A 25,119-nucleotide genomic window follows, 5' to 3' on the forward strand; every position below is an offset into this window, starting at 1 on the left:
GACGTCATGACGAAACCGGTCCGGCTCGACGACCTCATCTCCCATATCAAGCAGCAGCATCCCGACGGCGACGTGCTTGGCCAGCTTTCCGACGCGGTCTTCCTCGGCGAGCACCTCGGCGAAGTGGCCGACCATCTGATCGGCCACTTCGTCGACCAGGCACGGCGTTCCGGCGCGTCCTGGACCGAAATCGGCAAGAACATGGGGGTGTCCAAACAGGCCGCGCAGAAGCGTTTTGTCGACTCCAGCGGCTCTTCGCTCGAAGATCTGGTGAAGGTGTTCAGCCGCTACACCGACCGCGCACGGCACGTCGTCGTCGCCTCGCGCGACGAGGCCGTCGCGGCGAAGAGCCCGCAGATCGAACCCGTGCACCTGGTTCTCGGCCTGCTCGCGGAACCGGCCGCGCTCGCCGCCGGGGCGATCGTGGCGCAAAAGGTGACGCTCGAAGCCGTCCGCGAGGCCGCGGTGGCGAGGCTGCCGGAACCCGCCGACGAACCGGCGGAGGCGGCGAAGATGGCGTTCGGCGCGCAGGCCAAGAAGGCGCTGGAGCTGACCATGCGGGAATCGCTGCGGCTCGGGCACAACTACATCGGCACCGAGCACATCCTGCTGGCCTTGTTCGAACTCGGCGACGACCTGCTGACCGGGCTCGGGCTCACGAAGGAGAAGACCGAGGAGCTGATTCTGCGGGCGCTGGCGGAGATCGTCGCGGCGCGCGGGGTATGACGCGGGCCGCGCTCATCGTGCTGGTGTTCGTCGCCCTTGTCCTGTTGGCCGCGTGATGGCCCTCCTCGCGGTCGTCTCGCGGATCCTGCTCGCCCCTCGTCGGCCGATCGCGGCGAATCCCATAGCGAAACGGAGGGCACGCGTGGCTGGGGAGATGGCGCGCGTGATTGGGTGGACGACACACGTGACTGGGGAGACGGCGCGCGTGATTGGGCGGACGACACGCGTAGCTGGGAGACGGCGCGCGTGACGGCCCCATTCCTTGCGGTCCGGGGCCGTCACCGGCACGTCAGGCGGAGGACTCGGGACGGCCGTCGGCCGCCCAAGCGGTGTGGAACGTACCGTCGCGGTCGACGCGGCGGTACGTGTGGGCACCGAAGTAGTCCCGCTGTCCCTGCACCAGCGCGGCGGGGAGTCGCTCCGCGCGCAGACCGTCGTAGTAGGCCAGCGCGGTCGAGAACCCCGGGGTCGGGATGCCGAGCCGCACCGCCGTGGAGATCACCGAACGCCACGAGTCCTGGGCGTCCTCGACGGCCTTGCGGAAACCGCCGGAGGTCAGGAGCGTCGGCAGTGCGGGCTCGTCGGCGTACGCGGCGGTGATGTCGTTCAGGAACTTCGCGCGGATGATGCAGCCGCCACGCCAGATGGAAGCGACCTTGCCGAGGTCGATGTCCCAGCCGTATTCGGCACCGCCGGCCTGGATCTGGTTGAAGCCCTGGGCGTACGCCACCACCTTCGACGCGTACAGCGCCTGCTCGACGTCGTCCGCGAAGGTGTCCAAAGCGGACCCTGTCAGCGGAGCGCGCGAGGGACCGCCGAGACCGCGTGAGGCTTCACGCAGGTTCGACGAGCCGGACAGCGAACGCGCGAAGACCGCTTCGGCGATGCCGCTGATCGGCACGCCCAGGTCCAGTCCGATTTGGACGGTCCAGCGGCCGGTGCCCTTCTGCTCGGCCTGATCCGCCACGATGTCGACGAACGGCTTGCCGGAAGCGTCGTCGGTGTGGGCGAGCACCTGCGAGGTGATCTCGATCAGGTACGAGTCCAGCCGTCCCGAGTTCCAGGTGCGGAAGACTTCGGCGATTTCCGCGGGAGAGTAGCCGCCCGCGCCGCGCAGCAGATCGAACGATTCGGCGATCAACTGCATGTCGGCGTACTCGATGCCGTTGTGCACCATCTTCACGAAGTGCCCGGCGCCGTCCGCGCCCACGTGCGTGCAGCACGGCTCGCCGTCGACCTTCGCCGAGATGTCTTCGAACAGCGGCCCGAGCGACTGGTACGACTCCTCGGAGCCGCCCGGCATGATGCTCGGCCCGTGCAGCGCGCCCTCCTCGCCGCCGGACACCCCGGTGCCGACGAAGTGGATGCCCTTCTCCCGCAGCGCGGCCTCGCGGCGCCGGGTGTCCGCGAAGTGCGCGTTGCCCGCGTCGACGATCACGTCGCCCTTCTCGAGGAGCGGGACGAACTCGTCGATCACGGCGTCCGTCGGCGCGCCGGCCTTGACCATGATCACGACTTGGCGCGGCTGCTCCAGCGCGTCGACGAATTCCTGCGCCGAATACGCCGGGATGAAGTCGCCTTCGTCGCCGAACTGCTCGACCAGCTCCTTCGTCCGCTGCTCGGAGCGGTTGTGCAGGGCCACCGTGTGCCCGTGCCTCGCCAGGTTCCTGGCCAGGTTGCGGCCCATGACCGCCAGGCCGGTGACCCCGATGCTCGCCTTCTTGCTCATCCGCACCCTTCCGCTTCGATTCCCGTGCCGAGCCTATCCCCGGTGCGGCATACGGCGCCGGGGCGAGAAAAGATCAACCGGGAGTTGTCCACAACCAAGCTCCCCTGTGGACAACTCGGTCCCGGCTGTGCGCCACCGGACGCGGAATCGGGTACGGCCACCGGTCACCACCAAGTCACCCAGTCACCAGCAGCGCCCTGGTAGGCCGTTCGGTGGAACAAGGGTCGATCACCACGGTGTCTCGCTCGCGACGAAGTACCCATAGTTGTCCGCCACCACGAATTGTCGGGCTGGACGTCCCCGAACGCACCATCGGTGACCTGCCCGGCGAAGGGGATCGGCCCCTCGGTCACCATGCCTGGTGAAGGTGCCCGAAATGTGCCGCGATCGTTCCGCCACCAGGGTGACGTACCAGGTGACTGGTGTTTTCGGCCGTTTCCTGGAACGCTGCGCGATGTCATCATCGAACCCCGCAAGGTGAAGTACCCTGGGTGGGTTCGAACATTCGCGCGCAGGACGGCGGGCAACCGCGGTCCTGGCTATGTGGTCCGGGAGAGCAAGGCTGATGGCCAGCACCGTCACCTCGCGCCGGAAGCAGCTCGGGAACGAGCTCCGGCATGCCCGCAACGCCGCGCGGATGACACAGCAGCAGGTCGCCGAGGTCCTCGGCTGCACCCAGGGCAAGGTCAACAAGATCGAGTCCGGTGCCGTCGGCGTCAAGCTCGGGGATGTGCGATCCATGCTGAACGCGTTCGGGATCAACGGTGACGAGGCCGACACGCTGATGAACCTGGCCCGTGCCGCGGCCGGGCAGCGCGGCCACTGGTCCGGGTACCGATCCGTCGTGCCGCACTGGTTCCGCACGTTCACCGATCTCGAACCCGCGGCCGCGGAGATCCTCACCTGGCACGGCGAGCGCATCCCCGGTCCGTTGCAGTCCGAGCACTACATGCTCAAGCAGTTCACCGAAGCGGGCGCCACCGACGTCACTTCGCTGGTCCGCAACCGGCTGGACCGCAAGGCCGTCTTCGAACAACAGCAGCCGCCGTACTACCGGTTCATCATCAGCGAAGGCGCCCTGCGCCGCGCTCCCGGCGGCTCGGCCCCGGCGGTGATGCTGGACCAGGTCGAGCATCTGCTGGCGTTGGAGAAACATCCGCGCGTGTATGTGCACGTCCTGCCGTTCGGCGCGCGGCTCGCCGCGGTGCCCAACGACTTCACCATCATGCGGTTCCCCGATCGCACCAGGGATTTCGTCTACATCGAGCATTCGGCGGGCGGGTTGTACCTCGACGACGTCAAGGACTTCAACATCTTCGTCGACTCCTGGGACCGATTGCGCGGCGCCGCGCTGGAACGCCAGGAGACCCGGCAGTTCCTCAAGGAGCTCGCCGAGTCGTATCGCACCCAGATGCAAGCCTGAGATGGACCCGCGGTTCGGTCCCGAGGGCGTGGATCTCGAGCGGCCCAACGCCGCCCGGATCTACGACTGGGCGCTCGGCGGGACCGCGAACTGGGCGGTGGACAGGGAATTCGGCGAACACCTGGTCAAGGCGTTCCCGCTCATCCGCGCCCTTGCCAGGGCCAACCGCGCCTTCCTCGGCCGCGCGGTGCGGCATTGCGTGGAGAACGGCGTGAGCCAGTTCCTCGACCTCGGTTCCGGCGTGCCGACGGTCGGCAACGTCCACGAGATCGCCGGCGAGGTCGACGGGGACAGCCGGTGCGTGTACGTCGACAACGAACCGGTCGCCGTGGCACACGCCAGGATCCTGCTGGAGAAGACCGGCGATCCCGCCCGGCACGCGGTGCTCGGCGGCGACCTGCGCGACGTGGACGACATCTGGGAAGGCGCCTTCGACACCGGCGTGCTCGATCCGGCGAAACCGGTCGCCCTGCTCACCGTCGCGGTCCTGCATTTCGTGCCGGAGCCCGATCTGGCCGCCGTCATCGCGCGGTACCGGAGGCTGTTGCCCGCCGGCTCCTTCTACGTTCTCTCCCATGTCACGATGTCCGGTGTGGAGGGAGCCGAGCTGGAACAGATCCAGCGCGTCGTGAAGCAGTACGAGCAGTCGAGCACGCCCGCGTCCTTCCGCGACAAGGAAGAGATCCTTGGTTTCTTCGGCGATTTCGAGCTCGTCGCGCCGGGGCTGGTCCCGGTCGGCGCCTGGCGGCTGGACGACCCCCGCTCACCTGCGCTCGACTGCGCCATCGGCGGGGTCGCCCGCAAACCCGGTTCCGGACGAGGTGTGACGGAATGACGACGCGGCACGACCCCGAGGCTCCCGAGGGGGTCGATCTCGAACGCCCCAACGTGGCCAGGGTGTACGACTGGTTCCTCGGCGGTTCGGCCGACTGGGCCGTCGACCGCGAGTTCGGCACGCAGGTGCTCAAGCAGTTCCCGGAGGTCGAGACCTTCGCCAGGGTCGGCCGCGACTTCCTCGGCCGCGGCGTGGGATACCTGGCGCGCCAGGGGATCACGCAGTTCCTCGACATCGGCTCCGGTGTGCCCACCGTCGGCGACGTCCACCGGATCGCGAGCGCGATCGACCCCGGCTCACGGGTCGTGTACGTCGACATCGAGCCGGTCGCCGTCGCGCATTCCCAGTTGCCGCTGGAACGCGAGGGGCTGCTCGGGCGGCACGCGGTGCTGCAGGGCGACGTGCGGGATCCCGCCGACATCTGGAAGCGCGCCCTCGAAACCGGCGTGCTCGACCCGCGCCGGCCGATCGGGCTGGTGATGGTCGGCCTGCCGTACTTCCTCGGCCCGGGCGAACCGGTCCACGAGCTGGTCCGGCGCTACCTCGATTTCCTGCCGTCGGGTTCGTACTTCCTGTCCTCGCACCTGACCGAGGACGGCGTCACACGCGAGGAAGGCGACAACCGGGAGAACGTGCAGGAGCTGTACAAGAAGACGAGCGCGCCGTTCCACCTGCGGTCCCGCGCGGCGTTCGCCGCGTTCTTCGACGGAATGGAGATGGTGGAGCCGGGCATCGACTGGATGGCGGCCTGGCATCTCGACGAAGCGGACTCCCGGGCGAGCGACCGGTTCGCGGGCGACCCGACCTTGACCGGCGGGCTCGGCGGCTTGGGCCGCAAGCCCTGAGCCGGTTCAGGCCCGGCCGGTCAGATGCCCGATCAGGGGCGTCAGCTCGAAATGACTTTCGAGCGGCCTGCCGGTTCTGATCAGGTCCCGCTGCGTGCCGGGCGCATCGATCTCGGAGTTCCACGGCGGCTGCTTGCGCAACGGAGCCTGGATGAGGCTGAACCCGAACCGCTGACGCAGTTCGAGCCCGATGGTGCGGTGGTGCTTCGCCGAAGCCCTGCGTTCGTCCTCACGGCGGAACAACAGCGTGGTGAGGCGGACGGCCATGGCGTCACACCCCCCGGCTCGGCCGCGGCAACCGCGTCTGGTCGGCCGAACCGGCCAGGCCGAGACAACGCTCACAGGGCATCCCCGAACCGACGGGGATCCATTCCAGATGGTCGTACGGCATCGCCGCGCCGCACCGGGCGTGCAGGAACTCGGGGTGCGAACCCCTGGAGTGCAAGTCGAAAAGATGCGCGGAGCGGCGGCTTTCGCCCGCCGTTCCGGCCATGAGCCTGCCGACGGCGAGTACTGTCGCCGGCATGGTGTCCTGAATGATCACGCTGATCCTCCCCCACGAGGTCGGCGGTGGGTGGGCATGCGCCGCGGGGTGGCGCCCCTGCCGGTCACCTGCCGTCGGTGGCCTGCCGGAACAGGGGAAACTCCCGTCGAACGCCGCCCGGTGGCGTCTGCCGCCGAGTTCGCGCGTGCTGCGAGCGATTCACCAACAACCGAGCCCCGGCCGCTGCGATTAATCCTACTCCTGGAATAATCTTCATGTCGAGGGTGGGCGGAGTTGATCACCCACATGGCCGTGCGGGATAGTCCCGTTGAGGCAGGGAGACACTGGGGCCGTGATGGTTCGCGCAGGTCGCGACCCGCATCCCCGACCGACGTTCGGAGGTACGACCAATGGCCGATTATCCATCGGCGGCGGATTACGATCCGACCACGGCCGTGTCGCTGTTCGACGACGCCGCGTGGGAGAAATCCTTCGCGAGCGAGCCCAACGGGGGGAACTGCGTCGAGGTCAACCTCGGCAAGGAAGGCCTGGTCGGGGTGCGTGACACCAAACTGGACCGGAGTCCTGTCTTCGTCTTCGATGCCGGTGAGTGGAACGCCTTTCTCCAGGCGGTCAAGGCCGGACAGTTCGATTTGAGCCCTTGACGGAGGGTTCGCGTGCCCGTCAGGACGCGCGAGCCATCCGATCTTCGGTCCTTTCGAATCACCCCGTCGCGGGGAGCCCGTTCCCGCGCAGCCTGGCTCTGGTGCGCCGCCAGGCGATGGTGATCAGGACGGCGAGCACGAGCAGCGGGAGCAGGCTGATCGACCAGCTCACCGCCATCGGCGGCCCCGGCTGTTCGAGCACCACCAGATCGCGGAGTTCTCCCGCGCCCTTGCCCGCGGGCCCGTCGATCTCGAACCGGAACGTCCACGCGCCCTCGGTCTGCAGGGCCCGGATGTCCAGCCCCCACACCTCCAGTTTCCGCGGATGCTTCGCCAGCGGCTGTGGACGGCCCAGCCGCCCGGTCTCCGGATTGACGAACGCGAGCGTTCCCGACTTCCCGGCGATCCCGTCGTCCGGAATGAACGTGAAGTCCAGCGATTGCATGGCACGCAACGGCCACGTGCTGAAGCCCACCGTCATCCCGTACGGGCCGATCTGCACCCGTTCGGTGTGGACGATGTTCACCGGTTCGTAGGCGTTCGCCGCGGGTGTGGTCGCGAACAGCAACCCGATCACCGTCGCCAAGGCCAGCAGTGTCTTACGCATGCGCGTTGTCCCCCTTCGCCGGGGCCAGCAACCTCAGCATCCCGCCGAACCGCCACCCCGCGAATCCGCCGAGCAATCCGAACACCGCTCCCGTCCCGGCCGTCATCACCACGATCGACCAGTCGAGAGAGCTCTCGTAGACGATGCTGTTCTGGATCGGCATGCTCGCGCCGACCAGGAGCCCGCCGATTCCGCCCGCCGGTACCGAAACGCGGCCCGCGGACCAGCCGCGTCGGGAAAGCAGGTACACCGCTTCGAGCACGGCCGCGATCGGCAGCAACGCCATCGGCATCAGCGAAGGCATCGCGGGTACGCCGTCGATGTAGTCCCGCATCGGCAGGCCGACGGCACTCGCGTACGCCTCGGCGGCCCACGGCGAGAACCACCAGGTGATCGCCTGGATGACCGCCAGTGCCGCGGCGACCCGGACCGCGCCGCCGTGCCGCCCCCAGAACCCGCCGCCCGCCGAGACCAGCAGCACCGAAAGCAGTGCGATGCCGACGGAAACGACGTCGAGCCCGTCGACGTCGATCTGCTCCAGCCCCAGCACGGTCACCGTGCTGAACGCGATCAGCACGCCGAGGCTGCCGACGACGCCGATGCCGCCCCAGCGGTGTTCCCGCGCGGCCGCGAACACCATGACCGTGCCGATGATGCTCAGCGTGATCGACAGCAGCAGTCCGATGTGCGGCGGCGAGTCGATCACCGCGTCGAAGCCGTACAGACCGTGCCACCACTGGTCCCAGAGGCCGTACAGCAGGAACATCGCCGCGCCGGTCCCGGTCACCAGGTAGCCTGCCGGGGCGGCGAAGACCTTGCCGAAGACGTTGATCGCCCGGCCGCCGACCCTGGCGTCGACCGGACGGCCCGCCCGGCGCGCGGCCGTGGTCGTCAGCACGACCACGAGGCTCGCGAGCCCGGAGATCGCGCTGCCCGAGTAGAGGAACAGATGCGGCATCGTGAAGAACGTGTCCGGGCCGACGTCGCCGTGCCACTGGATGTCCCAGGTCAGCCCGACCAATGAGATCACCGACCCGGCCAGCACCGTGCCCGCCGGGATCAGCCCGGTGCGGTCACTTCGTGCCACCGAGGCGACCCTCGCTCCTCCCGCGGTGAGATCCATACCCCCCGCCCTCCCTCTCCTACTTGACCAGCAACGGAAAAACGTGCTGCGTGGCGCCGGACGGCCCGCGCAGGGAAACGGTGATCTCCCACTGCCCCGACATCGGCAGCAGGACGTCGCCGGTGCGGAACCTCCCCGGTGCTTCCGCGATCGCGGGCGACGGGGGGAGCGCGTGGCCCATCTGCGGCATCACCGGTTCGAGGGTGACGACGTCCGGGGTGGCACCGGTGACGGTCAGTGTGAAGACATTCCCGCCCTGATGCGGATCTTCCACCGACAGCTGCACGGTGTAGGGACCCTGGGTGGAGCGCTGGACCTGTGCGCCACCGCTGCTCGGCCAGACCAGCCAAGCCACGATCGCCACCACGAGCACCGCGACCACGGGGATCAGCGGAACGGGCCTACGTCTGTCCACTGTGGAACTCACCGTGGTGCTCCGTCCGCCGGGACCTCGATCCGCAGGGGCACGGTCAGCACCGTGTAGTCGCGCTCGGCCTGCAACCAGAGCCGGTACTCGCCGGGCGCGGCGAAGGTGTAGGTGAACGGGACGTCGGGGCCGTACGCGGCGACGGTCTCGTCCGGCTTTCCCGGCATTCCCGGTGATCGCGGGATCATCGAGTGCACGTGTGCCCAGGTCGGCGCGGTAGCGGCGGCCGCGCCGACCCGGCTGTCGTCGGTGATCGGGCCGACGACGATCAGATGGCCGAGCATGCCCAGCCACGGCTGGAGATCCGCCCGGCCGAACCGGGCGGTGATCGTGGTCGGCGTACCCGGTTCGACGTCGATGTCGACCGGGTGCCCGTGCACGACCCGCTTCCCGGCACCGGTGGGGACGGGTTCGGCGGGGGAGTCCGTGCCGGCCGCGACTTCCAGCGTGGCGCGGACCAGCTGCACGCCGCCGCCTCGCCGGGCCAGCTCCGCGGCGACGGCATAGGTTCCGGCCTCGGGCGGGGTGAACTTCACCCGGTAGTCACCGGGGCCGGACCGCACCGGATGCAGATGCCAGAGCCTGCCCGCCGGCGAGATGACGACGAGATGGATCAACGCGTCGTCGTGCACCAGAAGATCGTCGACAGGGCGGCCGGTCGCGCCGTCGGCGATGGCGAGCCGGAGCTCGGCGAGGGTTCCCGATCGTGCGTTCGGTGACCGCACGGCCAGGTTCACCGGCGGCCGCGAGAAGTCCACAGTGGACATCTGCGCGTTCGCGTACGGGTCCCGGACGTTGTCGCTCGTCGGATCCAGCGCGGTGCCCGGCGCGGGCGGCGGCGGGGTCGAGGCGGAAAGCGTCGCACCGGTGATCGCGACCGCGAGCGCGGCGACCATCCCGCCGGCGGGGATCAGCGCGAGCCGCGGGCGGCGCACGCGCAGCGCGACGACGAGACCGAGCACCAGGAACACGCCCGCGGCGACGAATCCGCCGAAAGTGGCCTTTTCCCACGGCGGGATCACCCTGGCCGGGACGATGAACGGGATCGAGGCGGTGTCGGTCCCGTCGTCGAGGCCGAGCTCCCACGGCCCCGGCTGGTCGACCTGCAGCCGGCCGGAACGCACGCCAGGTTTGTCGTCCAATCGCACGGTGGTTTCGGAAAACATCGTCCCCGCGGTGGACGCGCGCAGTTTCAGCTTTCCCGGCACGCTTCCGGCGTGCGTGACGACGTCGACGTGCAGCGGGCCGGGCGCGATGTCCATCCGCCGCAGGATGATCGTGAGATCGCGGGTGCCGAGTGTCTGCGCGACCTGGACGTCCGCGCCGCTCGACACGCCGTCCGCCCGCGCGGTGCCGGCCGGCGGCAAGGACGCCAGCGCGCAGAGCACGAGTACGCGGGCGATGACCGACGGCGCCGTGCGCCGCCCCCTCGGTGAATTCCCCATCCCGGCTGAAATTAGCGACGCCGGCGGGGGAAAGCGTCACGTCGCGGGGTGAACCGGGGTCCCCCGTGAAGGGGACGGCGGCCCTTACTCCGTTGGGGGCTTGTGCGGGAAAGCTCCTTCAGCCCCCGCCGGGCCCGCCACCGCCTCCGAGCAGGCGATACGCGCGCGGATGCGCCCGGAACCAGACGTTGAGCCTGCCGATCCGGCGGACGAGCGAAGACCTCGACGTCACCGGGAGCAGCCCGGTCGTGATCCGGACCGCGGCGCGAAAGCGGTCGAATCGGCGCTGGTCCCGTGCCGTCCACTGTAGACCGAGCCGGTCCCGCAGCCGGGGCGGCAGTGTGCCGCGGATGAGGAACATCTGTCCGCGATACTGCCGGCGCTGAAGTCGCGTCCAGTGTTCGTCGGGCAGCCATCGCCACGGTTTCTTCACCGTGCGGATCGTTTCGAACAGCGTCGAAATCGTCTCGTTCGGGCCGAAGCCGCCGACCATGTCCGCGTAATATCGCTCGAATTCCGGCCACGTCGGCGGCAGGTCCTGCTCGCGCAGGCCGAGAAGCCGCCCGACGTCGCACATCTGCGCGTAGTATTCGTCCACTTCGGACGATGTCATCGGAGTGCCGTAGAACCGTTGTGTGTCCACGGGAACCATGACGAGCGTGGCGTGCACCCAGGCGTACGCGTGCGGATCCAGCGCGCTGTACCGGCGGCCGTCCTCGTCGACACCGGTGAACGACCGGTGCAGCGCGCGCAGCCTGTCCGCCTCGTAGCGCGCGCCGTCCGGGCCGCCGTAGACGTAGATGGACAGCGAAGCGGCCGTGCGCAGCAATCGCGTCCACGGATCTTCGACGTAGTCGGAATGATCCCGCACCCCGGCGGCGACCACCGGATGCGCGACCTGCAGCACCAGCACCTGACCCGCCAGCAACCCGGCCCGGAAGTCGCCGAAGTACTTCCACCCCGCCGTCCCCTTGACGATCGGCGGACCGGTCATGACGCGCCGCGGACCAGCATCATCAACGACTGCGCCACGCCGACGCCGTCGTCGCCCGTGGCCAGTCTGCGCAGCTGGAGTCCGGCGATCAGCGCGACGACCGGACCGGTCAGCCGCTCCGGGGACGGCACGCCGAGCGTCCGCAGGATCACCAGCGCCAGCCCGTCGTAGGCGGCGAAGCATCGCGCGGCCGCGTCCTGGAGCCCAGGGTCGCGCGCGGCCTGGAGATACAGCTCGTGCGCGCCGAGTTCGTCGGCGCCGAACGGAAGCCGCGCGATGACCTGCTCGACCACCGACGCGGCCTGCTCGACACTCAACCCCTGCTCGCGGTAGGCGTCGACGAACCCGGTCAGTTTCGTGGTCTCTTCTTCGGCGAACAGCAGCATCGCCTCGCGCAGCAACGCGGTCTGGCTGGGGAAGTGGTAGGTCAGCGTGCCGAGCGAGACTTCGGCGGCGGTCGCGATGCGGCGGTTGGTCAGCCCGCCGACGCCCTGTTCCCCGACCACCTCGAGCGCGGCGTGGAGAATGGTCTCGCGGGTGTTCACCAAGCGGTCTCGGGTTTGCGGTCCTGCCACCGTTCGACCTCTTCCAGTTGCGCGGCCAGCGAAATAAGCCGTTCCTCGGCGTGTGAGGGGCCGAGCAGCTGCCCGCCGAGCGGCAGGCCTTCGGGGCTCAGTCCGGCGGGGACGTTCACGCCCGGCCAGCCCAGCACGTTCCACGGCCAAGCGTAGGGGCACGCGGCGATCATGGCCTGGTCGGTCTGCCAGCCGCTGAGCCCGTCGAAGGCGCCGATCCGCGGTGGCGGTGTCGCGGTGGTGGGCGTGAGCACGACGTCCACCCGGCCGAACACCGAGCCGATCTGCCGTTGCAGCAACGGTTCCGTGGCGCGGGCGAGACTCAGCGCCGGTCCGGCCAGTGCCGAGCCCTGCCGGGCGTTGGCGCGGGTGCGCCGGTCGAGCCGCGCCTGGTCCGGGACGCGACGGGACCAGTCACGCACGCCGACGAGCGAACGCGGCAGGAAGGTGAGGCCGATCAGGCGGTAGTCGGGTTCGATCTCGACGATCTCGTGACCGAGTTCGGCGAACCGCTCCGCGAGCCGGACGACAGCCGCGTGCGCTCGCGGGTCGAGCCGGGTCTTCGTCGCGGTGAAAGGGATCCTGGTGGACAGCCCGATCCGCATCCGGCCCGGTTCGCGGCGGGCGGCGGATCGGAACGCGCTCCCGGTCCCGGCCGCGACGTCGAGCAGCAGGGCCGCGTCGGCGACGGTGCGCGCGAGCGGGCCGACCACGGTCAGGCCGTGGAAGAGTTCGCGTTCGGTCGGGACCCGCCCGCGCTGGGGTTTGATCCCGACCAGATCGGTCCACGCGGCCGGGATCCGGATCGATCCGGCCCCGTCGGAACCCAGCGCGGCGGCGATCACCCCCGACGCGATGGCCGCGGCCGCGCCGCCGGAGGAACCACCAGGGGTGCGCTCGGTGTCCCACGGATTGCGGGTCGCGCCGAACGCCGGCCCTTCGGTGAACGGCCACTGGCCGAGTTCCGGGGTGTTGGTCTTCCCGATGAGCACCGCGCCCGCCCGGCGGAGCGCGGCGACGGGCGGGGAGTCCGCCGTCGCGACGGAGAAGTCTCCTTCGCAGCCGAACGCCGTCGGCAGTCCGGTGATGTCGAGGTCGTCCTTGATCGCGGTGGGGACGCCGAGCAGGGGAGCGGTTTCGCCGGCGGCCAGCCTCCGGTCCGCTTCTTCGGCTTCTTGAAGGGCTTCTTCGGCGCGAAGGCATTTGAAGGCGTTGAGCACGGGTTGGCTGGCCTCGGCCTTTTCGAGCGCCAGGCGCGTGAGCTCGACCGACGTCGTCACTCCGGTGGCCAGCATCGACGCCTGCTCGGCGAGTCCGGTGAACGCGAGGTCCGAGGCACTTCTCACCGCCGAGGACCCATCGACGAGATCCGGTTTCGAGGTGGTCATGGCTCCCCCTGCACGTCTCGTTCGTTCAAACGAACGATACCACCGGGTAGCTTCGGTGTGGTTACGTCACTTTCATGAACCTCGATCGCTTCCCCCGCGTCGACCTCGGCGGCTGGCCGACGCCGCTGCATCCGGCACCTCGGCTGGGTGAGGCCCTCGGCCTGCCGAACCTGCTGCTCAAACGGGACGACGTGCATCCACTCGGCGTGGGCGGCAACAAACTGCGCAAACTCGAGTTCCTGCTCGGCGCGGCGATCGAACACGGTGCCGACACGGTGATCACCTTCGGCGCGCTTCAGACCAACCACGGCCGCCAGACCGCCGCGGCCTGCGCGAAGCTCGGATTGCGGTGCGAACTGGTACTGACGGCGAAGGTCGCCCGCGAAGGTGACGCGTACGAACGGTCCGGCAACGTGTCCCTCGACCACCTTTTCGGCGCGAACGTGCACATCTGCCGTGACGGCGAGGAGACCGGAAGGACCTACGAGCGGCTGATCACCGAGGCCGCGGCCGAGGGCCGCGAGGTGGCCACGTTCCCGGTCGGCGGCTCCGACGGCGTCGGCGCGCTGGGGTACGTGGCGGCCGCGCGGGAACTCGCCGGGCAACTCGGCGAGCTGGGCGTCACCCGGGCGCGGCTGGTCGCCCCGCACGCCAGCGGCGGGACCTCCGCCGGGCTCGTCGTCGGAACGGCGGACCTCGACTGGCTGACGCTCGACATCGCCTGCGTCAGCCATCCGGTCGACGAGGCCCTCGACAACCTGGCGGATCTCACCATCGCGGCCGCCGTGCTGCTGGGGACCGAGCCACCGTCACTCGACGGCCTGCGCGTCGACGACCGCGCGATCGGCCCCGGTTACGGTCTCCCGACCGCCGGGACGTGGGACGCGGTGCGGCTTTTCGGCCGCACGGAAGGGATCGCGCTCGACCCCGTGTACACCGGCAAAGTGGGCGCCGCGCTGATCGAGTGGGCCGCCGAAGGCCATTTCGCGCCCGACGAGCACGTTGTCTTCCTGCACACAGGCGGTCTGCCCGGTCTCTACGGTTACGCCCCCGAATTCGCCGACGCGGTGAGCCGCTGAGGCGACCTTCAGCATCCCGGCGATCAGGAGCACGTGCGCCACCAGCGAAACCCGCTGCATGACGCCGACCGGTGCGAGGTCGGTCAGTGTCTTGAAGAACGGGATATCGGACAGTCGCACGAAGATGAAACTGAGCCCGAAGACGATCAACCCCGCCGCGCTGCCCCACGCCAGACGGCCGACCAGCTTCGCCGCGGGCGTGCCGCGCAGGTTGTCGCGCAGGGTGAACCCGGCGGCGGGCAGACTGAGGAACGCGACGAGGCACGCGTACAGGTGGATCTCGCCGCTGACCGGATCCGGGAATTCCGGATAGCTCGCCGGGAAGACCGCGGCCGCCGCCAGCCCGAGCGACCACAGCACGAACAGCAGTTTCGTGGTGCGGCTGAGCGCGATCCCGGCCGCGGCCAGCGCGCCGAGCGCGGTGAGCGAGCCGATGGACAGGGAGAGCACGCTGGCGCCGAGCATGCCGGTGCCGCGGTCGACGTAGGCGTAACTGGACAACGTGTCGAACACCGGATCGCGTGAGCTGATCAGGTGGAGCACCACCATGGTGAACAGTGCCCAGCCGATGCCCGCGCCCGACGCGATCAGCCAGGGCTTGGTCCTCGATCTCTCCCCAGGGAACGTCATGCGTCCAGCCTGCTCGCGCGGGCGGACGTTTCCGATCCGGGAAGCCCCCGGTTCTACCCTGGGGCTACCCCGAAGTCGACCAGTACCAGTAGCTGGTCATCGTGCCTTTTCGCGCGGGGCCAGCGCTCACCGTCCGGGTCCTGTTTCTCCGCCGTGCGCACCGCGTCGAGGACGGCGTCCGGACCACGCTCGCGGCTGAGGGCGAGCACCTCCGGCCAGTCGAACAGGTCGTACTCGTCGACACCGATCGCGACCCCGTCCGTCGCCAGCAGCAGGGCTTCGACCTCCGAGCGCGGCCAGCTCCGGCATACGGCTTCGGCGGCCGCCTTCGGTTCCGCTTCGGCGACCCAGAAGCCGTCCGGCGCGTTGCGTTTAGCGCGGACGTCGGCGCCTGTGCGGAGCTGGCCACCTTCGCGCAGCGAGACCAGCCTGTCGTCGGTGAGTGGATCGGCCCCCGAAGGACCGAAGGCGACGATCGGGCTGTCGGCGAGCACCAGCCCGTCGACGGTGTCGTCCGTCCAGCGGGCGATCGCGACCGTGCTCGACGGCGACCGCCCTGGTTCGAGGCCTTCCCGACGGGCGACGTCGGCTATCGATTCGGCCAGCAGCACCGCGAGATCCGCCCGGGGTTGCGCGCTCAGGGCCCGCGACAGGCTGTGCACGAGCAGGCTCGCGTACCAGCCGCCGGACGGCGTGTCCGGTCGCGGCGCGGTCGCCCCGTCGAGCACCACCACGGCGTTGCCGAGTACGGCGACATGGTCTTCGGTCGGGCGCGCCGCTCCGTCGGCGCCCACTCCGTCCCTTTCCGCCACTGAGATTTCGGCCATGTCCCCGACCCTAACCGTCAACCGGGGTTGACGCGGCCGTGATGTCAACGTAGGTTGACGTCATGACCGAAGCGACAGATCTGGCCGCGCGAGCCGGTGACCGCGATCCCCGCGTGGGATTGCGCGCCGTCGCCGCCTTGCGCCGGCTGTTGGAACAACTCGAGGCCGTGCAGGTCCGCAGCGCGCGGGTGCACGGCTGGTCCTGGCAGGAGATCGCGGCCGAGCTGGGGGTCAGCAGGCAAGCGGTGCACAAGAAGTACGGGAGGCACTGATGTTCGAACGCTTCACCACCGAAGCCCGCGAAGTCGTCGTCGGAGCCCAGCGCGTCGCGTCGGACGAAGTGGCCGGGAACGTGGACCCGCTGCACCTGCTGACGGCCCTCGCCCGGCACACCGGCGCCCTCAGCGCACTGGGCTGCCCGGCGGACGAACTCGCCGACGACCTCCGGCGAGTACGCCGCCGGGGCGGGATGAGCGACGCCGACGTCGACGCACTGAGCGGCTTCGGCATCGACGTCGAGCACATCGTCGAGCGGGTCGAACAGACCCATGGCCCCGGCGCGCTGAGCGGCGGCCGTCGTACCCGGCGCGGCCATCGGCCGTTGACGCCGGAAGCGAAGAAGGTGCTGGAGAAGAGTCTTCGCGAAGCCATCGATGTCGGCAGCAAGCGCATCGAAGGCGAGCATCTTCTGCTCGCGCTGACCGCCGTCCCCGGCGTGGCCGCCGACGTCCTCGCGCAGCGCGGCATCGACCACCTCGCCGTCCGCCGCCTGCTGGAGCAGCGGAAGGCCGGCTGATGCCCCGACCGTGATCAGACGCCGCACACGTGAGTTACGCCTCCAGTCACGCGAGTTACGCCTCTGATCACGCGAGTTACGCCTCCAGTCACGCGAGTTACGCCTCCAGTCACGTGAGTTCGGCGAGCGGCTGGCCGGCGGAGCGCTCCCGCCAGATGACGTACGGCAGGAAGGCCTGAGTGAGCGGCCCGATGGCGAGCGCGTAGAGCACCGTGCCGACACCGACGGTGCCGCCGAGCAACCAGCCCGCCGCGAGAACGGTGAGCTCGATGAGGGTCCGGACGAGGCGGATCGACTTGCCCGTCCGGGCCGACAGGCCGGTCATCAGACCGTCTCGGGGGCCGGGGCCGAGTCGTGCGCCGACGTACACCGCGGCGCCGAGACCGTTGAGCACCACACCGGCGACCAGGTTGAGCAACTGCCAGCCGAGCACGTCCTGGTCGGGCAGGAAGAGCCGGACGAAGTCGACGGTGAGCGAGATGACCACGATGTTGGCGACGGTGCCGATCCCCGGCCGCTGCCGCAGCGGGATCCACAGCAGCAGCACCAGCACCGACGCGATCGCGGTGACCGTGCCGAACGACAGACCGGTGAGCTTCATCAGGCCTTCGTGGAGCACGTCCCACGGGTCGAGGCCGAGGCCCGACCTGGTCAGCATGGCCATGCTGCCGCCGTAGAGGACGAGTCCGGCGACGAGCTGGATCGAGCGGCGGGCGGTGTCTTGGGAGATGCCGACGGGATGGAGAGCTGGTTTCGGTGCCACGCTTACACCATCGGGGGTAAGTGGCTGCCTTGACCATGACCAATCTGAAAGAATTGGTCTTATGGAACCGCTGATCCCGCTGACTGGACGTGTTTCGGGACCGAAATTGGCCGTTTTGCTGGGGAACTGGCGGCAGAGTGGTTCTCGACACGGTGCGGTGGATCTCGCGGCCGCTGTCGAGTTGCTGGTCCTCGACGGCAGGCTCCCGCTCGGCACCAGGCTCCCGGCCGAACGGGAGCTCGCCGACGCGCTGGAGGTCAGCCGCACGCTGATCGGCGCCGCGCTGGACAAACTGCGGGCCGACGGTCTGGTCGCCAGTCGTCGCGGAGCCGGTTCCTGGATCGCGTCGCCCGGCGGACGCGGCCGGGACCCGGTCCTGCCGACCGGTGAGGACCTCATCGATCTGGCGCAGGCCTGCCCGCCTGCCATCCCCGGCCTGGTGTCCGCCGTGGACGCCGCGCGCAAGTCGCTCGTGGATCACCTCGGCGAGAGCGGCTATCACGTACGCGGCCTGCGGGTCCTGCGCGAGCGGATCGCCCGCCGCTACACCGAACGCGGGCTGCCGACGAACACCGATCAGGTGATGGTCACCAACGGCGCGCATCACGCGTTCGTGCAGGTCCTGCGCATGCTGGCCGGTCCCGGCGACCGGGTGCTGGTCGAGCAGCCGACGTATCCGAACTCGCTGGAGGCCATCGGCGCCGCGCACGCCATCCCGGTCCCGGTGCCGCTGGATCCGGTCACCGGATGGGACATCGTCGGGATCGAGGCCGCGTTGCGGCAGTCCGCACCGCGACTCGCGTACTTCGTCGCGGACTTCCAGAATCCGACCGGCCTGCGCCTGGACGCCGTCGGCCGGGAGCGGCTCGCGGCCGCGCTGAGCCGCGCGCGTACCCCGGCGATCATCGACGAGACGCTGGTCGAGCTGGACCTGGAGGGCGATCCGGCCGACGGGCCGCCGCCGCTGGGGGCGTTCGCGGGCGATCTCGGCATCACGATCGGCTCCGCGGCCAAGTCGCATTGGGCGGGGCTGCGGCTCGGCTGGATCCGCGCTTCCGAAGACGTCATCGGCAGGCTGGTCGCGGCCCGGTTCGCCGTCGACCTGGGGTCGCCGGTCTTCGAGCAACTCGTCCTCGCCGAACTGCTCGACGACGGCGGGGTCGCGCTGGCGCATCGACGTCAGGAGACGCTGGCCCTGCGCGACGCGCTGACCGGGGCGCTGAACTGGTACTGCCCGGACTGGACGTTCACCGTGCCGCCCGGCGGGCTCTCGCTGTGGTGCCGTCTGCCGGAGCCGATGAGCACGCGGCTGGCCGTCGCGGCGGCGGGGCACGGGGTGCAGGTGGCGCCGGGCTCGCGGTTCGGTGTGCACGGTGGATTGGAGCGCTGGCTGCGGCTGCCCTACGCGCTTCCGGCCGAACGGCTTTTCGAGGCCGTGCGGCGGCTGGGCGCGGCCGCCGCTTCGGTGGCCGCGACACCCGCGACGGCCGCCCCGGTGGCCGTCCAGGTCACCTGACCCGGCAATTCGTCACCTGGTTGCGATGGGGGACCCCCGCAACCAGGTGACGAATTGCGAGCTGGGCCGGAAACGGAAATAGCCGGTGCGCCGGCGGGGCGGCCGATGCTCCAGGGAGGGCATCGGCGCCGCACGACCGGCGCACCGGCTATCCGGCCCGCCCCGAGGTCGAAACCCCGGGACGGGCACCGCGGCGGTTACCCGGCACAGCCCCTCGACGTGCCGGGAACCGCCCGCGGTTCAGGCGGACTTCGAGCTTGGCCGGCTCCTGCTCGGCGCGGTGAGCAGAAGCCCCCGAGGTCCACCCGGTGCTGGTCCCGGCGCCGCAGAGGCAACGCGGCGCCGGGGCCGGGATCCGAACCGGCCGGGCGCGGTCGGCCGTTCGGAAAGACAAGGGGATGCCTGAAATGAGGGCAGGCGAAAGCGGCTCGTGCCGGAGGATCAGCAGACGTCGAAAACCGAAGTTGATCTTGGTTTGGACGTGGTTCTCCCCGGCGACCCGGTCAGGTCAGTCGGGGGAGGTGGCGGGAAGCGCGGCTTCCCGGCCGGTGCGCTCGCCTTCGTGGTCGCAGCCTGCTCCGAGGAGTTTCAGCTGCGTGGCGGGGATGCCCGCGTCGAGCACGGCGAGCGGCCCGCGGCCGCCACCGGTGTTGTCGTGCCCTGGCTGAGCGGTCGTCGTGGGGGCCATCGGGGCCACCGGGGTGTTCGGCAGGCCACCGCCGCCGCCACCCGAGCCACCGCCGTCGGGGGAGGCGTGCGTGTCGGATTCGACGGGTGCGGCCGGAGCGGGCCGGGGGTCGGCCTTGACCCGGACCGGCAGGGTGACGCGGTGGTCCTGGGGCGCCTTCACCGGAACAGGCGCCTCGGCGGGAGCGGACGGACTGGTCGCCGGAGTGCTCGGCGTGGGCGCGATCACCGTGGCGGGCTGGGCCGGGACGGCGATGGTGACCGAGCCACTCGCCGACTCACCGGTGTCGCCGCCGAAAACGGGGTCGAGCACGTCGCCGGTGTCCGGCAGGATCACCGGACCACCCCCGACGCAGCACGGATTCGGCATGAGGATCGGCGTGAGGATCTGGTCGCCGATACCACCGATACCACTGATGCCACCGACGACTCCGCTGACGGTTTCGACGACGCCGCCGACCGTGTTCGTGACGACGTCCAGCACCCCGCCGATGAGGCCGCCCAGCAAACCGTTGGCCGCTGGAGACTTCGCGGTCTTCACCGCGGGCTCCGGAGACGAGGTCTTCTCGACGGAACTCGCGCTGGAAACTACCGCGTCCTCGACAGCGAACTCAGTGGCCTCGGTGGCCTCGGTGGCCTCAGTGGCTTCGGTGGCCTCCGGCTCCTCGTCCACGACGGGAGCGGGCCCCTCTGTAGAGGATTCAGCCTGCGGAGTTTCGGTGGTCTCGGCGGGTTTCGTGGTTTCGGTCTCCGTGGAGTCCGAAGTGGACTCCTGGGGAGTGGTCGTTTTCCCGGATTCGGCTTCGTCCGAAGGCTGGACCACGGAGGTCTCCGGCGCCACGGGAGTCTGCTCGTCGGCCGAAGCCGGTGCGCTCAGGACGACGCCGAGGAGCCAGCCGGAGAGCGCGAGCCCGCCCGCGAAGAGGATTCGCGCGCCGGTTTTCGGTGCCCTGAGGCCGCGACGGCGCACGACTGCCGGACCATTCACAGCAATCACCACCGTCCGCGCCTGAAACCCACGTTCTCCACGTGAGTTCGATCTTGCTTGGGGTCTCTTCCGGTCAGGTCGCAGGTCCCCCGGGACTGCACCAGTTTTAGCACCGGAGGTGAGTGTTTCACCTCAGCCGCCGTCGATCCAGCCCGTTAGGCGGAACGACGCAACCGGCTCCGGTGCCTGGAGTACCGAAGTCGATCACTCTCGGTGTGTGCCGGGCGGCCATCCGGGACCGGGTGGAACTACTCAAATCCTCGGTGACCTGATGTTTTCCGGTCTCGAGCCGGATCCTCGCTGCGGTACGTGCCGTCGAAGTCGCGTTCGGTGATCGGCGCGGCGGACGCAAGCCGCCGGGAGAGGAGATTCCGGGATGTGGGACGTGAACGCGGTCTCAGCGGCGGTGCTCAAGGCGCTGAAGACCTATCGCTTGAGCGAAGCCGACGCCAGGGACGTCTGTCAGGACGCCTGGCTGGAACTGCTTCGCGCTCCTGGCGCGCTACGTGACGAAGCGAAGCTCGGAGCCTGGCTGGCGACCACTGCGCGGCGCCGCGCGCTCCGGATGATCACCAGGAACAGGCGTGAAACACCGCGCCCGCTGTCCGACGCGGAGTCGTCTCCGGAGACGATTCCGGAGACGGAGGTCATCCGCGCCGAACGCGACCGCGTGCTCTGGGCGGCGGTCGATCGCCTGCCGGATTCGCATCGGCGGCTGATCCGCCTGCTCGCCCACCGGCCGGAACTTTCCTACGCCCAGCTCGCCGGGGAGCTGGGCATCAGTCCGGCCAGTGTGGGCAGGCTGCGGAGACGGTGCCTCGACCGGCTCGAACGGACGCTCGAGAAGGGCGGCTGGGCGTGAACATCGGAGGAGTCAGCGGAGTGTGCGCAATCGGGTGACCGCTTCGTCGATGACCTCGTTGCGTTTGCAGAACGCGAAACGCAGCAGGTGTTTCCACTCTTCCGGGTGATCGGTGAACACCTTCACGGGCACGGCCGCCACGCCCACCCGTTCGGGCAGCTCCCAGGCCAGTTCGGCGGCGTCGTCGAAGCCGAGCGGACGGACGTCGACGCAGACGAAATACGTTCCGGCGGTCGGCCGGACCGCGAACCCCGCGTCGGTGAGGCCTGCCGCGAGCCTGTCCCGCTTGTCCTGGAGGCGCGTGCGCAGGTCTTCGGCCCACGGCAGCTCGTGGTCCAGCGCGTGGGCCACGGCGGGCTGGAACGGGCCGCCGGAGACGAAGGTGATGAACTGCTTCGCCGCCTTCACCGCCGCGACCAGCTCGGGGCTCGCGCAGACCCAGCCGATCTTCCAGCCGGTGCAGTTGAACGTCTTGCCCGCGCTGGAGATCGAGACGGTGCGTTCGCGCATGCCGGGCAGGGTCGCCAGCGGCAGGTGCACGGCGTCGTCGAAGACCAGATGCTCGTACACCTCGTCGGTGATCGCGAGCAGATCGTGTGTCACGCAGAGCGCGGCGACGGCTTCCAGTTCGGCGCGCGTGAACACCGTGCCGGTCGGATTGTGCGGTGAATTGAGCAGGATTGCCCTGGTCCGGGCGGTCACCGCGGCGCGCAGGCCCTCGATGTCCAGCGCGAACCGGTCGTCGCGTTCCACCAGGCCGACGACACGCCGCTCCGCGCCCGCCATGGCGACCGCGGCCGCGTACGAGTCGTAGTACGGCTCGATGACGATGACCTCGTCACCCGCCTGGGTCAGCGCGAGCAACGACGCCGCGATGGCCTCGGTGGCGCCGGCGGTGACCAGGATCTCCGTGTCGGGGTCGTACGCCGTGCCGTACCGCAGCCGGTGCCGTGCGATCGCCGCGCGCAGCTCGGGCCGCCCGGGACCCGGCGGATACTGGTTCGCGCCGCCGAACAGCGCGTTCTTGGCGGCTTCGAGCATTCCAGCCGGCCCGTCGGTGTCGGGAAAACCCTGGCCGAGGTTGACGGCTTCGTGACGGACGGCCAGCGCCGTCATCTCCGCGAAGATGGTCGAGGTGAAGGGCTGGAGGCGGGGTACGAGGACAGGTTCGCGCACGATCAGCCATCCTCACGGACAATGGCGGTGTGGAGCAACTGACGCCCGCCAAGGTGACCCCAGCCGATCCGCCCGGTGGAACCGCAGCCGAGGAGGAGAAGCGCCGCGGCCTGCGCAAGATGAAGATGGTCGCACTGTCGTTCCTGCTCGGCGCGACGGTGATCTTCCTGCTGACCAGCTGGGCCGAGGCCGCGGGCTGGCCGGGGTGGGTCGGCTACGTCCGCGCGGCCGCCGAAGCCGGGATGGTCGGCGCGCTCGCCGACTGGTTCGCGGTGACGGCGCTGTTCCGGTATCCGCTGCGGATCAAGATCCCGCACACCGCGATCATCCCGAACAAGAAGGACGCGCTGGGCTCCAGTCTCGGCGACTTCGTCGGCTCGAACTTCCTCTCCGAGTCCGTGATCCGCGAGAAGCTGAGCCGGGTCGAGGTCTCGAAGCGACTCGGCGGCTGGCTCTCGCAGCCCGCCAACGCGGAGCGGGTGACGTCCGAACTGGCCACCGTGGTGCGGGCCGCGGTCAAGGTGCTCCGCGACGAAGACGTCCAGGCGATCATGGAGCAGGCCGTGGTCAAGCGGATCGTGGACAGGCCGTGGGGTCCGCCGCTCGGCAAGATCCTCGAAGGCGTGTTCGCCGACGGGGCGCATCACAAGCTGGTGGACCTGATGTGCGACCGCGGCTACGAGTGGGTGCGGGACAACCACTCGACGATGTTGCGCGTGGTCTCGGACCGGGCGCCGAGCTGGTCGCCGAAGTTCGTCGACGAGATGCTGGCGGACAAGGTCTACGGCGAGGTGCTGTCCTTCGTCTGGGCGGTGAAGACCGACGTCAACCACCCCATGCGGCTGGCGCTGGACAAGTTCCTCGGCGAGTTCGCCCTCGATCTGCAGACCAACCCCGAAGTGATGGCGCGCGCCGAACAGGTCAAATCCCAGATGCTGGGGCACGGCGAGGTGCAGAAGCTGATCGGCTCGGCGTGGGCGACGGCGAAGGAGATGCTGCTCAACGCCGCCGAGGACCCGTCGAGCGAGCTGCGGCGCCGCGTGCGCACCGGCCTCGAAGCCCTCGGCGGGCGGCTGGTCTCCGACGATCACATCCGGTCGAAGGTGGACACCTGGGTGGAGGGTGCGGCGGCCTACCTGGTCACCCACTACTCGCAGGAGATCACCACGATCATCACCGACACCGTGGAACGCTGGGACGCCGAGGAGACTTCGCGCAAGATCGAACTCCAGGTGGGGCGCGATCTGCAGTTCATCCGGATCAACGGCACGGTGGTCGGCGCGCTCGCCGGCCTCGTCATCTACGCGGTCGCGCAACTGCTCTTCTGAGTTTTTCGAGCGGCGGCACCTATACCACACTCTGGAGCCCTTACCGCGAGTTGTCCACAGGAAGTGGAGTCATCCCCAGGGTTATCCACAGCTTTTCACGTCTTTGGCCTAACGGTGTGCACAACCCCTGGGGGTAACTCGGGGGTGGGTGACCCCAGAGATTGTGGTCTCAGGGTGCGCGGCGGCACACGAGTTCCGGTGGGTGGCCGTAACTCACATGCCCCCGCAAGTAGGTGACCAATTGCGCAAGTGGTTCAGGTGGAGACGTCCGCCGTCCGGGCCCGCCAGGCCCGCGCCTTCTCCCGGTTCCCGCAGGCCCGCATCGAGCACCACGTCCTCGACCGGTTGCGTGATTCGTCGTAGAACGCCCACAGGCAGTCGTCGGCCGGGCAGATCTTGAGCCGGATCCATTCGCCGAGCACGGCCAGCCGGATCGACGCCGCCAGCACGGCTTCGGTGACCGTTTCCGCGACGAGGAGAGGGCCTTCCGGGCCGAGGACGATCTCCGCCGGCGCGCGCAGGCCGGGCCGGGCCAGTCTCGGGTCGCCGATCGCGGCGCGCAGCGCGTCCCGAGTTTCGCGTGCGGCCGCGGGGGAATTCGCTCGCAGCCGGTGATCCCTCGCCCAGCGTTGCCAGGATTCCGGATCGTCCAGGAGGTCCGTGCCGCGTTCGACGTTCAGCGTGTTCAGGAACTCGACCACCAGGGACGCGTCGGTGTTCACCTCGCCCAGTGTACGGCGGGACCGGTTGTCATCGGCTCCGATAACCCGCATACTCAGTTCACTGGTTATTCGATCATTCTGGAGGCTGAACCATGGGTGCGGTACCGACCTTCGGCGCGGTGGCCCTCGACTGCCCGGACCCGGTCGCGCTGGCGGAGTTCTACCGCGAGCTGCTCGGCTGGGAGCCCGCCGAAGTCGCCGAGGACGGCCATTGGGTGACATTGCGGAATCCGGAGGGCGGCGCGCGGCTCTCCTTCCAGCGGGTGCCGGACTACCGGCCGCCGGAGTGGCCGTCCGCGGAGAACCCGCAGCAGGCACACGTCGACCTCGACGTCACCGACGTGGAAGCCGCGCACGAGCGCGCGCTGAAGATCGGCGCGAAGCTGCTCGACGACTCTCCGGAGACCTTCCGGGTGTACGCGGATCCGGTCGGACACCCGTTTTGTCTGTGCGCCTGCTGACCGCGGACCCGAAAAATG

Annotated in this window: 27 protein-coding genes and 1 pseudogene; 12 read left to right on the forward strand and 16 right to left on the reverse strand. The window is 69.6% G+C overall.

The window, feature by feature from the left end; genetic code table 11:
* Positions 1–6: 6 nt before the first annotated feature.
* A complete protein-coding gene (locus tag P3102_RS02010; protein ID WP_276366051.1) occupies positions 7–726 on the forward strand; it encodes a Clp protease N-terminal domain-containing protein in 720 nt (239 codons plus the stop codon).
* A gap of 289 nt (positions 727–1,015) precedes the next feature.
* On the opposite strand, the gene gndA is transcribed toward P3102_RS02010, so the two are convergent.
* Positions 1,016–2,455, reverse strand: a complete 1,440-nt coding sequence (gene gndA, locus P3102_RS02015; protein ID WP_276366052.1) for an NADP-dependent phosphogluconate dehydrogenase — start codon at positions 2,453–2,455, stop codon at positions 1,016–1,018.
* A gap of 565 nt (positions 2,456–3,020) precedes the next feature.
* On the opposite strand from gndA, the gene P3102_RS02020 reads away from it, so the two are divergent.
* The 3 genes from P3102_RS02020 to P3102_RS02030 are packed head-to-tail and all read left to right on the forward strand — an operon-like array spanning position 3,021 to position 5,558.
* Positions 3,021–3,878, forward strand: a complete 858-nt coding sequence (locus P3102_RS02020) for a helix-turn-helix transcriptional regulator (RefSeq protein WP_276366054.1) — start codon at positions 3,021–3,023, stop codon at positions 3,876–3,878.
* A 1-nt stretch (position 3,879) separates the two neighbouring features.
* Positions 3,880–4,713, forward strand: a complete 834-nt coding sequence (locus P3102_RS02025) for an SAM-dependent methyltransferase (RefSeq protein WP_276366055.1) — start codon at positions 3,880–3,882, stop codon at positions 4,711–4,713.
* A complete protein-coding gene (locus P3102_RS02030) occupies positions 4,710–5,558 on the forward strand; it encodes an SAM-dependent methyltransferase (RefSeq protein WP_276366057.1) in 849 nt (282 codons plus the stop codon). Before P3102_RS02025 ends, P3102_RS02030 begins: the two co-directional genes overlap by 4 nt.
* Positions 5,559–5,564: 6 nt before the next feature.
* On the opposite strand, the gene P3102_RS02035 is transcribed toward P3102_RS02030, so the two are convergent.
* On the reverse strand, positions 5,565–5,825 hold the full coding sequence (locus P3102_RS02035; RefSeq protein ID WP_276366058.1) for a hypothetical protein: 261 nt from the start codon (positions 5,823–5,825) through the stop codon (positions 5,565–5,567).
* Between the two features lie 4 nt (positions 5,826–5,829).
* Positions 5,830–6,102, reverse strand: a complete 273-nt coding sequence (locus P3102_RS02040) for a hypothetical protein (protein WP_125779694.1) — start codon at positions 6,100–6,102, stop codon at positions 5,830–5,832.
* 350 nt (positions 6,103–6,452) lie between these two features.
* Here P3102_RS02040 and P3102_RS02045 point away from each other — a divergent pair, with 350 nt between their 5' ends.
* Complete coding sequence (locus tag P3102_RS02045; RefSeq protein WP_276366060.1) at positions 6,453–6,707, forward strand: DUF397 domain-containing protein; 255 nt, start codon at positions 6,453–6,455, stop codon at positions 6,705–6,707.
* 58 nt (positions 6,708–6,765) lie between these two features.
* On the opposite strand, the gene P3102_RS02050 is transcribed toward P3102_RS02045, so the two are convergent.
* The 7 genes from P3102_RS02050 to P3102_RS02080 form a co-directional block, all read right to left on the reverse strand.
* Entirely contained in the window at positions 6,766–7,314 is a 549-nt protein-coding gene (locus P3102_RS02050) for a hypothetical protein (RefSeq protein ID WP_276366061.1), read from the reverse strand.
* Complete coding sequence (locus P3102_RS02055; RefSeq protein ID WP_276366063.1) at positions 7,307–8,437, reverse strand: hypothetical protein; 1,131 nt, start codon at positions 8,435–8,437, stop codon at positions 7,307–7,309. Before P3102_RS02055 ends, P3102_RS02050 begins: the two co-directional genes overlap by 8 nt.
* A gap of 19 nt (positions 8,438–8,456) precedes the next feature.
* Positions 8,457–8,864, reverse strand: a complete 408-nt coding sequence (locus P3102_RS02060) for a FixH family protein (RefSeq protein WP_276366065.1) — start codon at positions 8,862–8,864, stop codon at positions 8,457–8,459.
* A complete protein-coding gene (locus P3102_RS02065; RefSeq protein WP_276366066.1) occupies positions 8,861–10,309 on the reverse strand; it encodes a hypothetical protein in 1,449 nt (482 codons plus the stop codon). The genes P3102_RS02060 and P3102_RS02065 overlap by 4 nt, the downstream gene beginning before the upstream one ends.
* A 118-nt stretch (positions 10,310–10,427) precedes the next feature.
* Positions 10,428–11,303 carry an oxygenase MpaB family protein gene (locus P3102_RS02070; protein ID WP_276366069.1) on the reverse strand — a complete coding sequence of 292 codons (876 nt, stop codon included), beginning with the start codon at positions 11,301–11,303 and terminating at the stop codon, positions 10,428–10,430.
* The gene (locus P3102_RS02075) at positions 11,300–11,848 is read right to left on the reverse strand and encodes a TetR family transcriptional regulator (RefSeq protein ID WP_346660212.1); all 549 of its coding nucleotides are present in this window, start codon (positions 11,846–11,848) and stop codon (positions 11,300–11,302) included. The genes P3102_RS02070 and P3102_RS02075 overlap by 4 nt, the downstream gene beginning before the upstream one ends.
* Positions 11,845–13,266, reverse strand: coding sequence for an amidase (locus tag P3102_RS02080; RefSeq protein ID WP_276366073.1), 1,422 nt, complete (start codon positions 13,264–13,266; stop codon positions 11,845–11,847). Before P3102_RS02080 ends, P3102_RS02075 begins: the two co-directional genes overlap by 4 nt.
* Before the next feature lie 74 nt (positions 13,267–13,340).
* On the opposite strand from P3102_RS02080, the gene P3102_RS02085 reads away from it, so the two are divergent.
* The gene (locus tag P3102_RS02085) at positions 13,341–14,345 is read left to right on the forward strand and encodes a D-cysteine desulfhydrase family protein (protein WP_276366075.1); all 1,005 of its coding nucleotides are present in this window, start codon (positions 13,341–13,343) and stop codon (positions 14,343–14,345) included.
* A gap of 78 nt (positions 14,346–14,423) precedes the next feature.
* Here the strand turns inward: P3102_RS02085 and P3102_RS02090 are convergent.
* Positions 14,424–14,975: pseudogene (locus tag P3102_RS02090) on the reverse strand (DUF998 domain-containing protein); the annotation flags it as partial.
* A 53-nt stretch (positions 14,976–15,028) separates the two neighbouring features.
* Complete coding sequence (locus tag P3102_RS02095) at positions 15,029–15,802, reverse strand: protein phosphatase 2C domain-containing protein (RefSeq protein ID WP_276366076.1); 774 nt, start codon at positions 15,800–15,802, stop codon at positions 15,029–15,031.
* Between the two features lie 62 nt (positions 15,803–15,864).
* Between P3102_RS02095 and P3102_RS02100 the strand changes: the two genes are divergently transcribed.
* Together P3102_RS02100 and P3102_RS02105 are read left to right on the forward strand one after the other, a co-directional pair.
* Positions 15,865–16,074: a sigma factor-like helix-turn-helix DNA-binding protein gene (locus tag P3102_RS02100; protein ID WP_004559389.1), complete on the forward strand. Its 210-nt coding sequence runs from the start codon at positions 15,865–15,867 to the stop codon at positions 16,072–16,074.
* A complete protein-coding gene (locus tag P3102_RS02105) occupies positions 16,074–16,598 on the forward strand; it encodes a Clp protease N-terminal domain-containing protein (RefSeq protein WP_276366078.1) in 525 nt (174 codons plus the stop codon). The genes P3102_RS02100 and P3102_RS02105 overlap by 1 nt, the downstream gene beginning before the upstream one ends.
* A gap of 109 nt (positions 16,599–16,707) precedes the next feature.
* Here the strand turns inward: P3102_RS02105 and P3102_RS02110 are convergent, their stop codons facing one another.
* Positions 16,708–17,361, reverse strand: coding sequence for a YitT family protein (locus P3102_RS02110; RefSeq protein ID WP_276366080.1), 654 nt, complete (start codon positions 17,359–17,361; stop codon positions 16,708–16,710).
* A gap of 61 nt (positions 17,362–17,422) precedes the next feature.
* On the opposite strand from P3102_RS02110, the gene P3102_RS02115 reads away from it, so the two are divergent.
* A complete protein-coding gene (locus P3102_RS02115) occupies positions 17,423–18,877 on the forward strand; it encodes a PLP-dependent aminotransferase family protein (RefSeq protein WP_276366081.1) in 1,455 nt (484 codons plus the stop codon).
* A 508-nt stretch (positions 18,878–19,385) separates the two neighbouring features.
* On the opposite strand, the gene P3102_RS02120 is transcribed toward P3102_RS02115, so the two are convergent.
* Positions 19,386–20,552 (reverse strand): hypothetical protein, encoded by a 1,167-nt coding sequence (locus tag P3102_RS02120; protein WP_276366083.1) that lies wholly within the window; start codon positions 20,550–20,552, stop codon positions 19,386–19,388.
* A 376-nt stretch (positions 20,553–20,928) separates the two neighbouring features.
* On the opposite strand from P3102_RS02120, the gene P3102_RS02125 reads away from it, so the two are divergent.
* Positions 20,929–21,414 carry a sigma-70 family RNA polymerase sigma factor gene (locus P3102_RS02125; protein WP_276366084.1) on the forward strand — a complete coding sequence of 162 codons (486 nt, stop codon included), beginning with the start codon at positions 20,929–20,931 and terminating at the stop codon, positions 21,412–21,414.
* A 12-nt stretch (positions 21,415–21,426) separates the two neighbouring features.
* Here P3102_RS02125 and P3102_RS02130 read toward each other — a convergent pair whose 3' ends face one another.
* The gene (locus P3102_RS02130; RefSeq protein WP_276366086.1) at positions 21,427–22,590 is read right to left on the reverse strand and encodes a pyridoxal phosphate-dependent aminotransferase; all 1,164 of its coding nucleotides are present in this window, start codon (positions 22,588–22,590) and stop codon (positions 21,427–21,429) included.
* A 29-nt stretch (positions 22,591–22,619) separates the two neighbouring features.
* Between P3102_RS02130 and P3102_RS02135 the strand changes: the two genes are divergently transcribed.
* Positions 22,620–23,918: a DUF445 family protein gene (locus tag P3102_RS02135; RefSeq protein WP_276366087.1), complete on the forward strand. Its 1,299-nt coding sequence runs from the start codon at positions 22,620–22,622 to the stop codon at positions 23,916–23,918.
* Positions 23,919–24,172: 254 nt separating this feature from the next.
* Here P3102_RS02135 and P3102_RS02140 read toward each other — a convergent pair whose 3' ends face one another.
* Entirely contained in the window at positions 24,173–24,640 is a 468-nt protein-coding gene (locus tag P3102_RS02140) for a CGNR zinc finger domain-containing protein (RefSeq protein ID WP_276366089.1), read from the reverse strand.
* Positions 24,641–24,732: 92 nt separating this feature from the next.
* Here P3102_RS02140 and P3102_RS02145 point away from each other — a divergent pair, with 92 nt between their 5' ends.
* Entirely contained in the window at positions 24,733–25,101 is a 369-nt protein-coding gene (locus P3102_RS02145; RefSeq protein WP_276366090.1) for a VOC family protein, read from the forward strand.
* The last annotated feature ends 18 nt before the right edge of the window (positions 25,102–25,119 follow it).

This window comes from Amycolatopsis sp. QT-25, from assembly GCF_029369745.1.
Taxonomy (GTDB): Bacteria; Actinomycetota; Actinomycetes; order Mycobacteriales; family Pseudonocardiaceae; genus Amycolatopsis.

Excerpts from the sequence above, each read along its gene's own strand:
- P3102_RS02010 (WP_276366051.1), top strand. The coding sequence starts at position 7 with ATGACGAAACCGGTCCGGCTCGACGACCTCATCTCCCATATCAAGCAG.
- gndA (WP_276366052.1), bottom strand. The coding sequence starts at position 2,455 with ATGAGCAAGAAGGCGAGCATCGGGGTCACCGGCCTGGCGGTCATGGGC.
- P3102_RS02020 (WP_276366054.1), top strand. The coding sequence starts at position 3,021 with ATGGCCAGCACCGTCACCTCGCGCCGGAAGCAGCTCGGGAACGAGCTC.
- P3102_RS02025 (WP_276366055.1), top strand. The coding sequence starts at position 3,880 with ATGGACCCGCGGTTCGGTCCCGAGGGCGTGGATCTCGAGCGGCCCAAC.
- P3102_RS02030 (WP_276366057.1), top strand. The coding sequence starts at position 4,710 with ATGACGACGCGGCACGACCCCGAGGCTCCCGAGGGGGTCGATCTCGAA.
- P3102_RS02035 (WP_276366058.1), bottom strand. The coding sequence starts at position 5,825 with ATGGCCGTCCGCCTCACCACGCTGTTGTTCCGCCGTGAGGACGAACGC.
- P3102_RS02045 (WP_276366060.1), top strand. The coding sequence starts at position 6,453 with ATGGCCGATTATCCATCGGCGGCGGATTACGATCCGACCACGGCCGTG.
- P3102_RS02050 (WP_276366061.1), bottom strand. The coding sequence starts at position 7,314 with ATGCGTAAGACACTGCTGGCCTTGGCGACGGTGATCGGGTTGCTGTTC.
- P3102_RS02055 (WP_276366063.1), bottom strand. The coding sequence starts at position 8,437 with ATGGATCTCACCGCGGGAGGAGCGAGGGTCGCCTCGGTGGCACGAAGT.
- P3102_RS02065 (WP_276366066.1), bottom strand. The coding sequence starts at position 10,309 with ATGGGGAATTCACCGAGGGGGCGGCGCACGGCGCCGTCGGTCATCGCC.
- P3102_RS02070 (WP_276366069.1), bottom strand. The coding sequence starts at position 11,303 with ATGACCGGTCCGCCGATCGTCAAGGGGACGGCGGGGTGGAAGTACTTC.
- P3102_RS02080 (WP_276366073.1), bottom strand. The coding sequence starts at position 13,266 with ATGACCACCTCGAAACCGGATCTCGTCGATGGGTCCTCGGCGGTGAGA.
- P3102_RS02085 (WP_276366075.1), top strand. The coding sequence starts at position 13,341 with ATGAACCTCGATCGCTTCCCCCGCGTCGACCTCGGCGGCTGGCCGACG.
- P3102_RS02095 (WP_276366076.1), bottom strand. The coding sequence starts at position 15,802 with ATGGCCGAAATCTCAGTGGCGGAAAGGGACGGAGTGGGCGCCGACGGA.
- P3102_RS02100 (WP_004559389.1), top strand. The coding sequence starts at position 15,865 with ATGACCGAAGCGACAGATCTGGCCGCGCGAGCCGGTGACCGCGATCCC.
- P3102_RS02105 (WP_276366078.1), top strand. The coding sequence starts at position 16,074 with ATGTTCGAACGCTTCACCACCGAAGCCCGCGAAGTCGTCGTCGGAGCC.
- P3102_RS02115 (WP_276366081.1), top strand. The coding sequence starts at position 17,423 with ATGGAACCGCTGATCCCGCTGACTGGACGTGTTTCGGGACCGAAATTG.
- P3102_RS02125 (WP_276366084.1), top strand. The coding sequence starts at position 20,929 with ATGTGGGACGTGAACGCGGTCTCAGCGGCGGTGCTCAAGGCGCTGAAG.
- P3102_RS02145 (WP_276366090.1), top strand. The coding sequence starts at position 24,733 with ATGGGTGCGGTACCGACCTTCGGCGCGGTGGCCCTCGACTGCCCGGAC.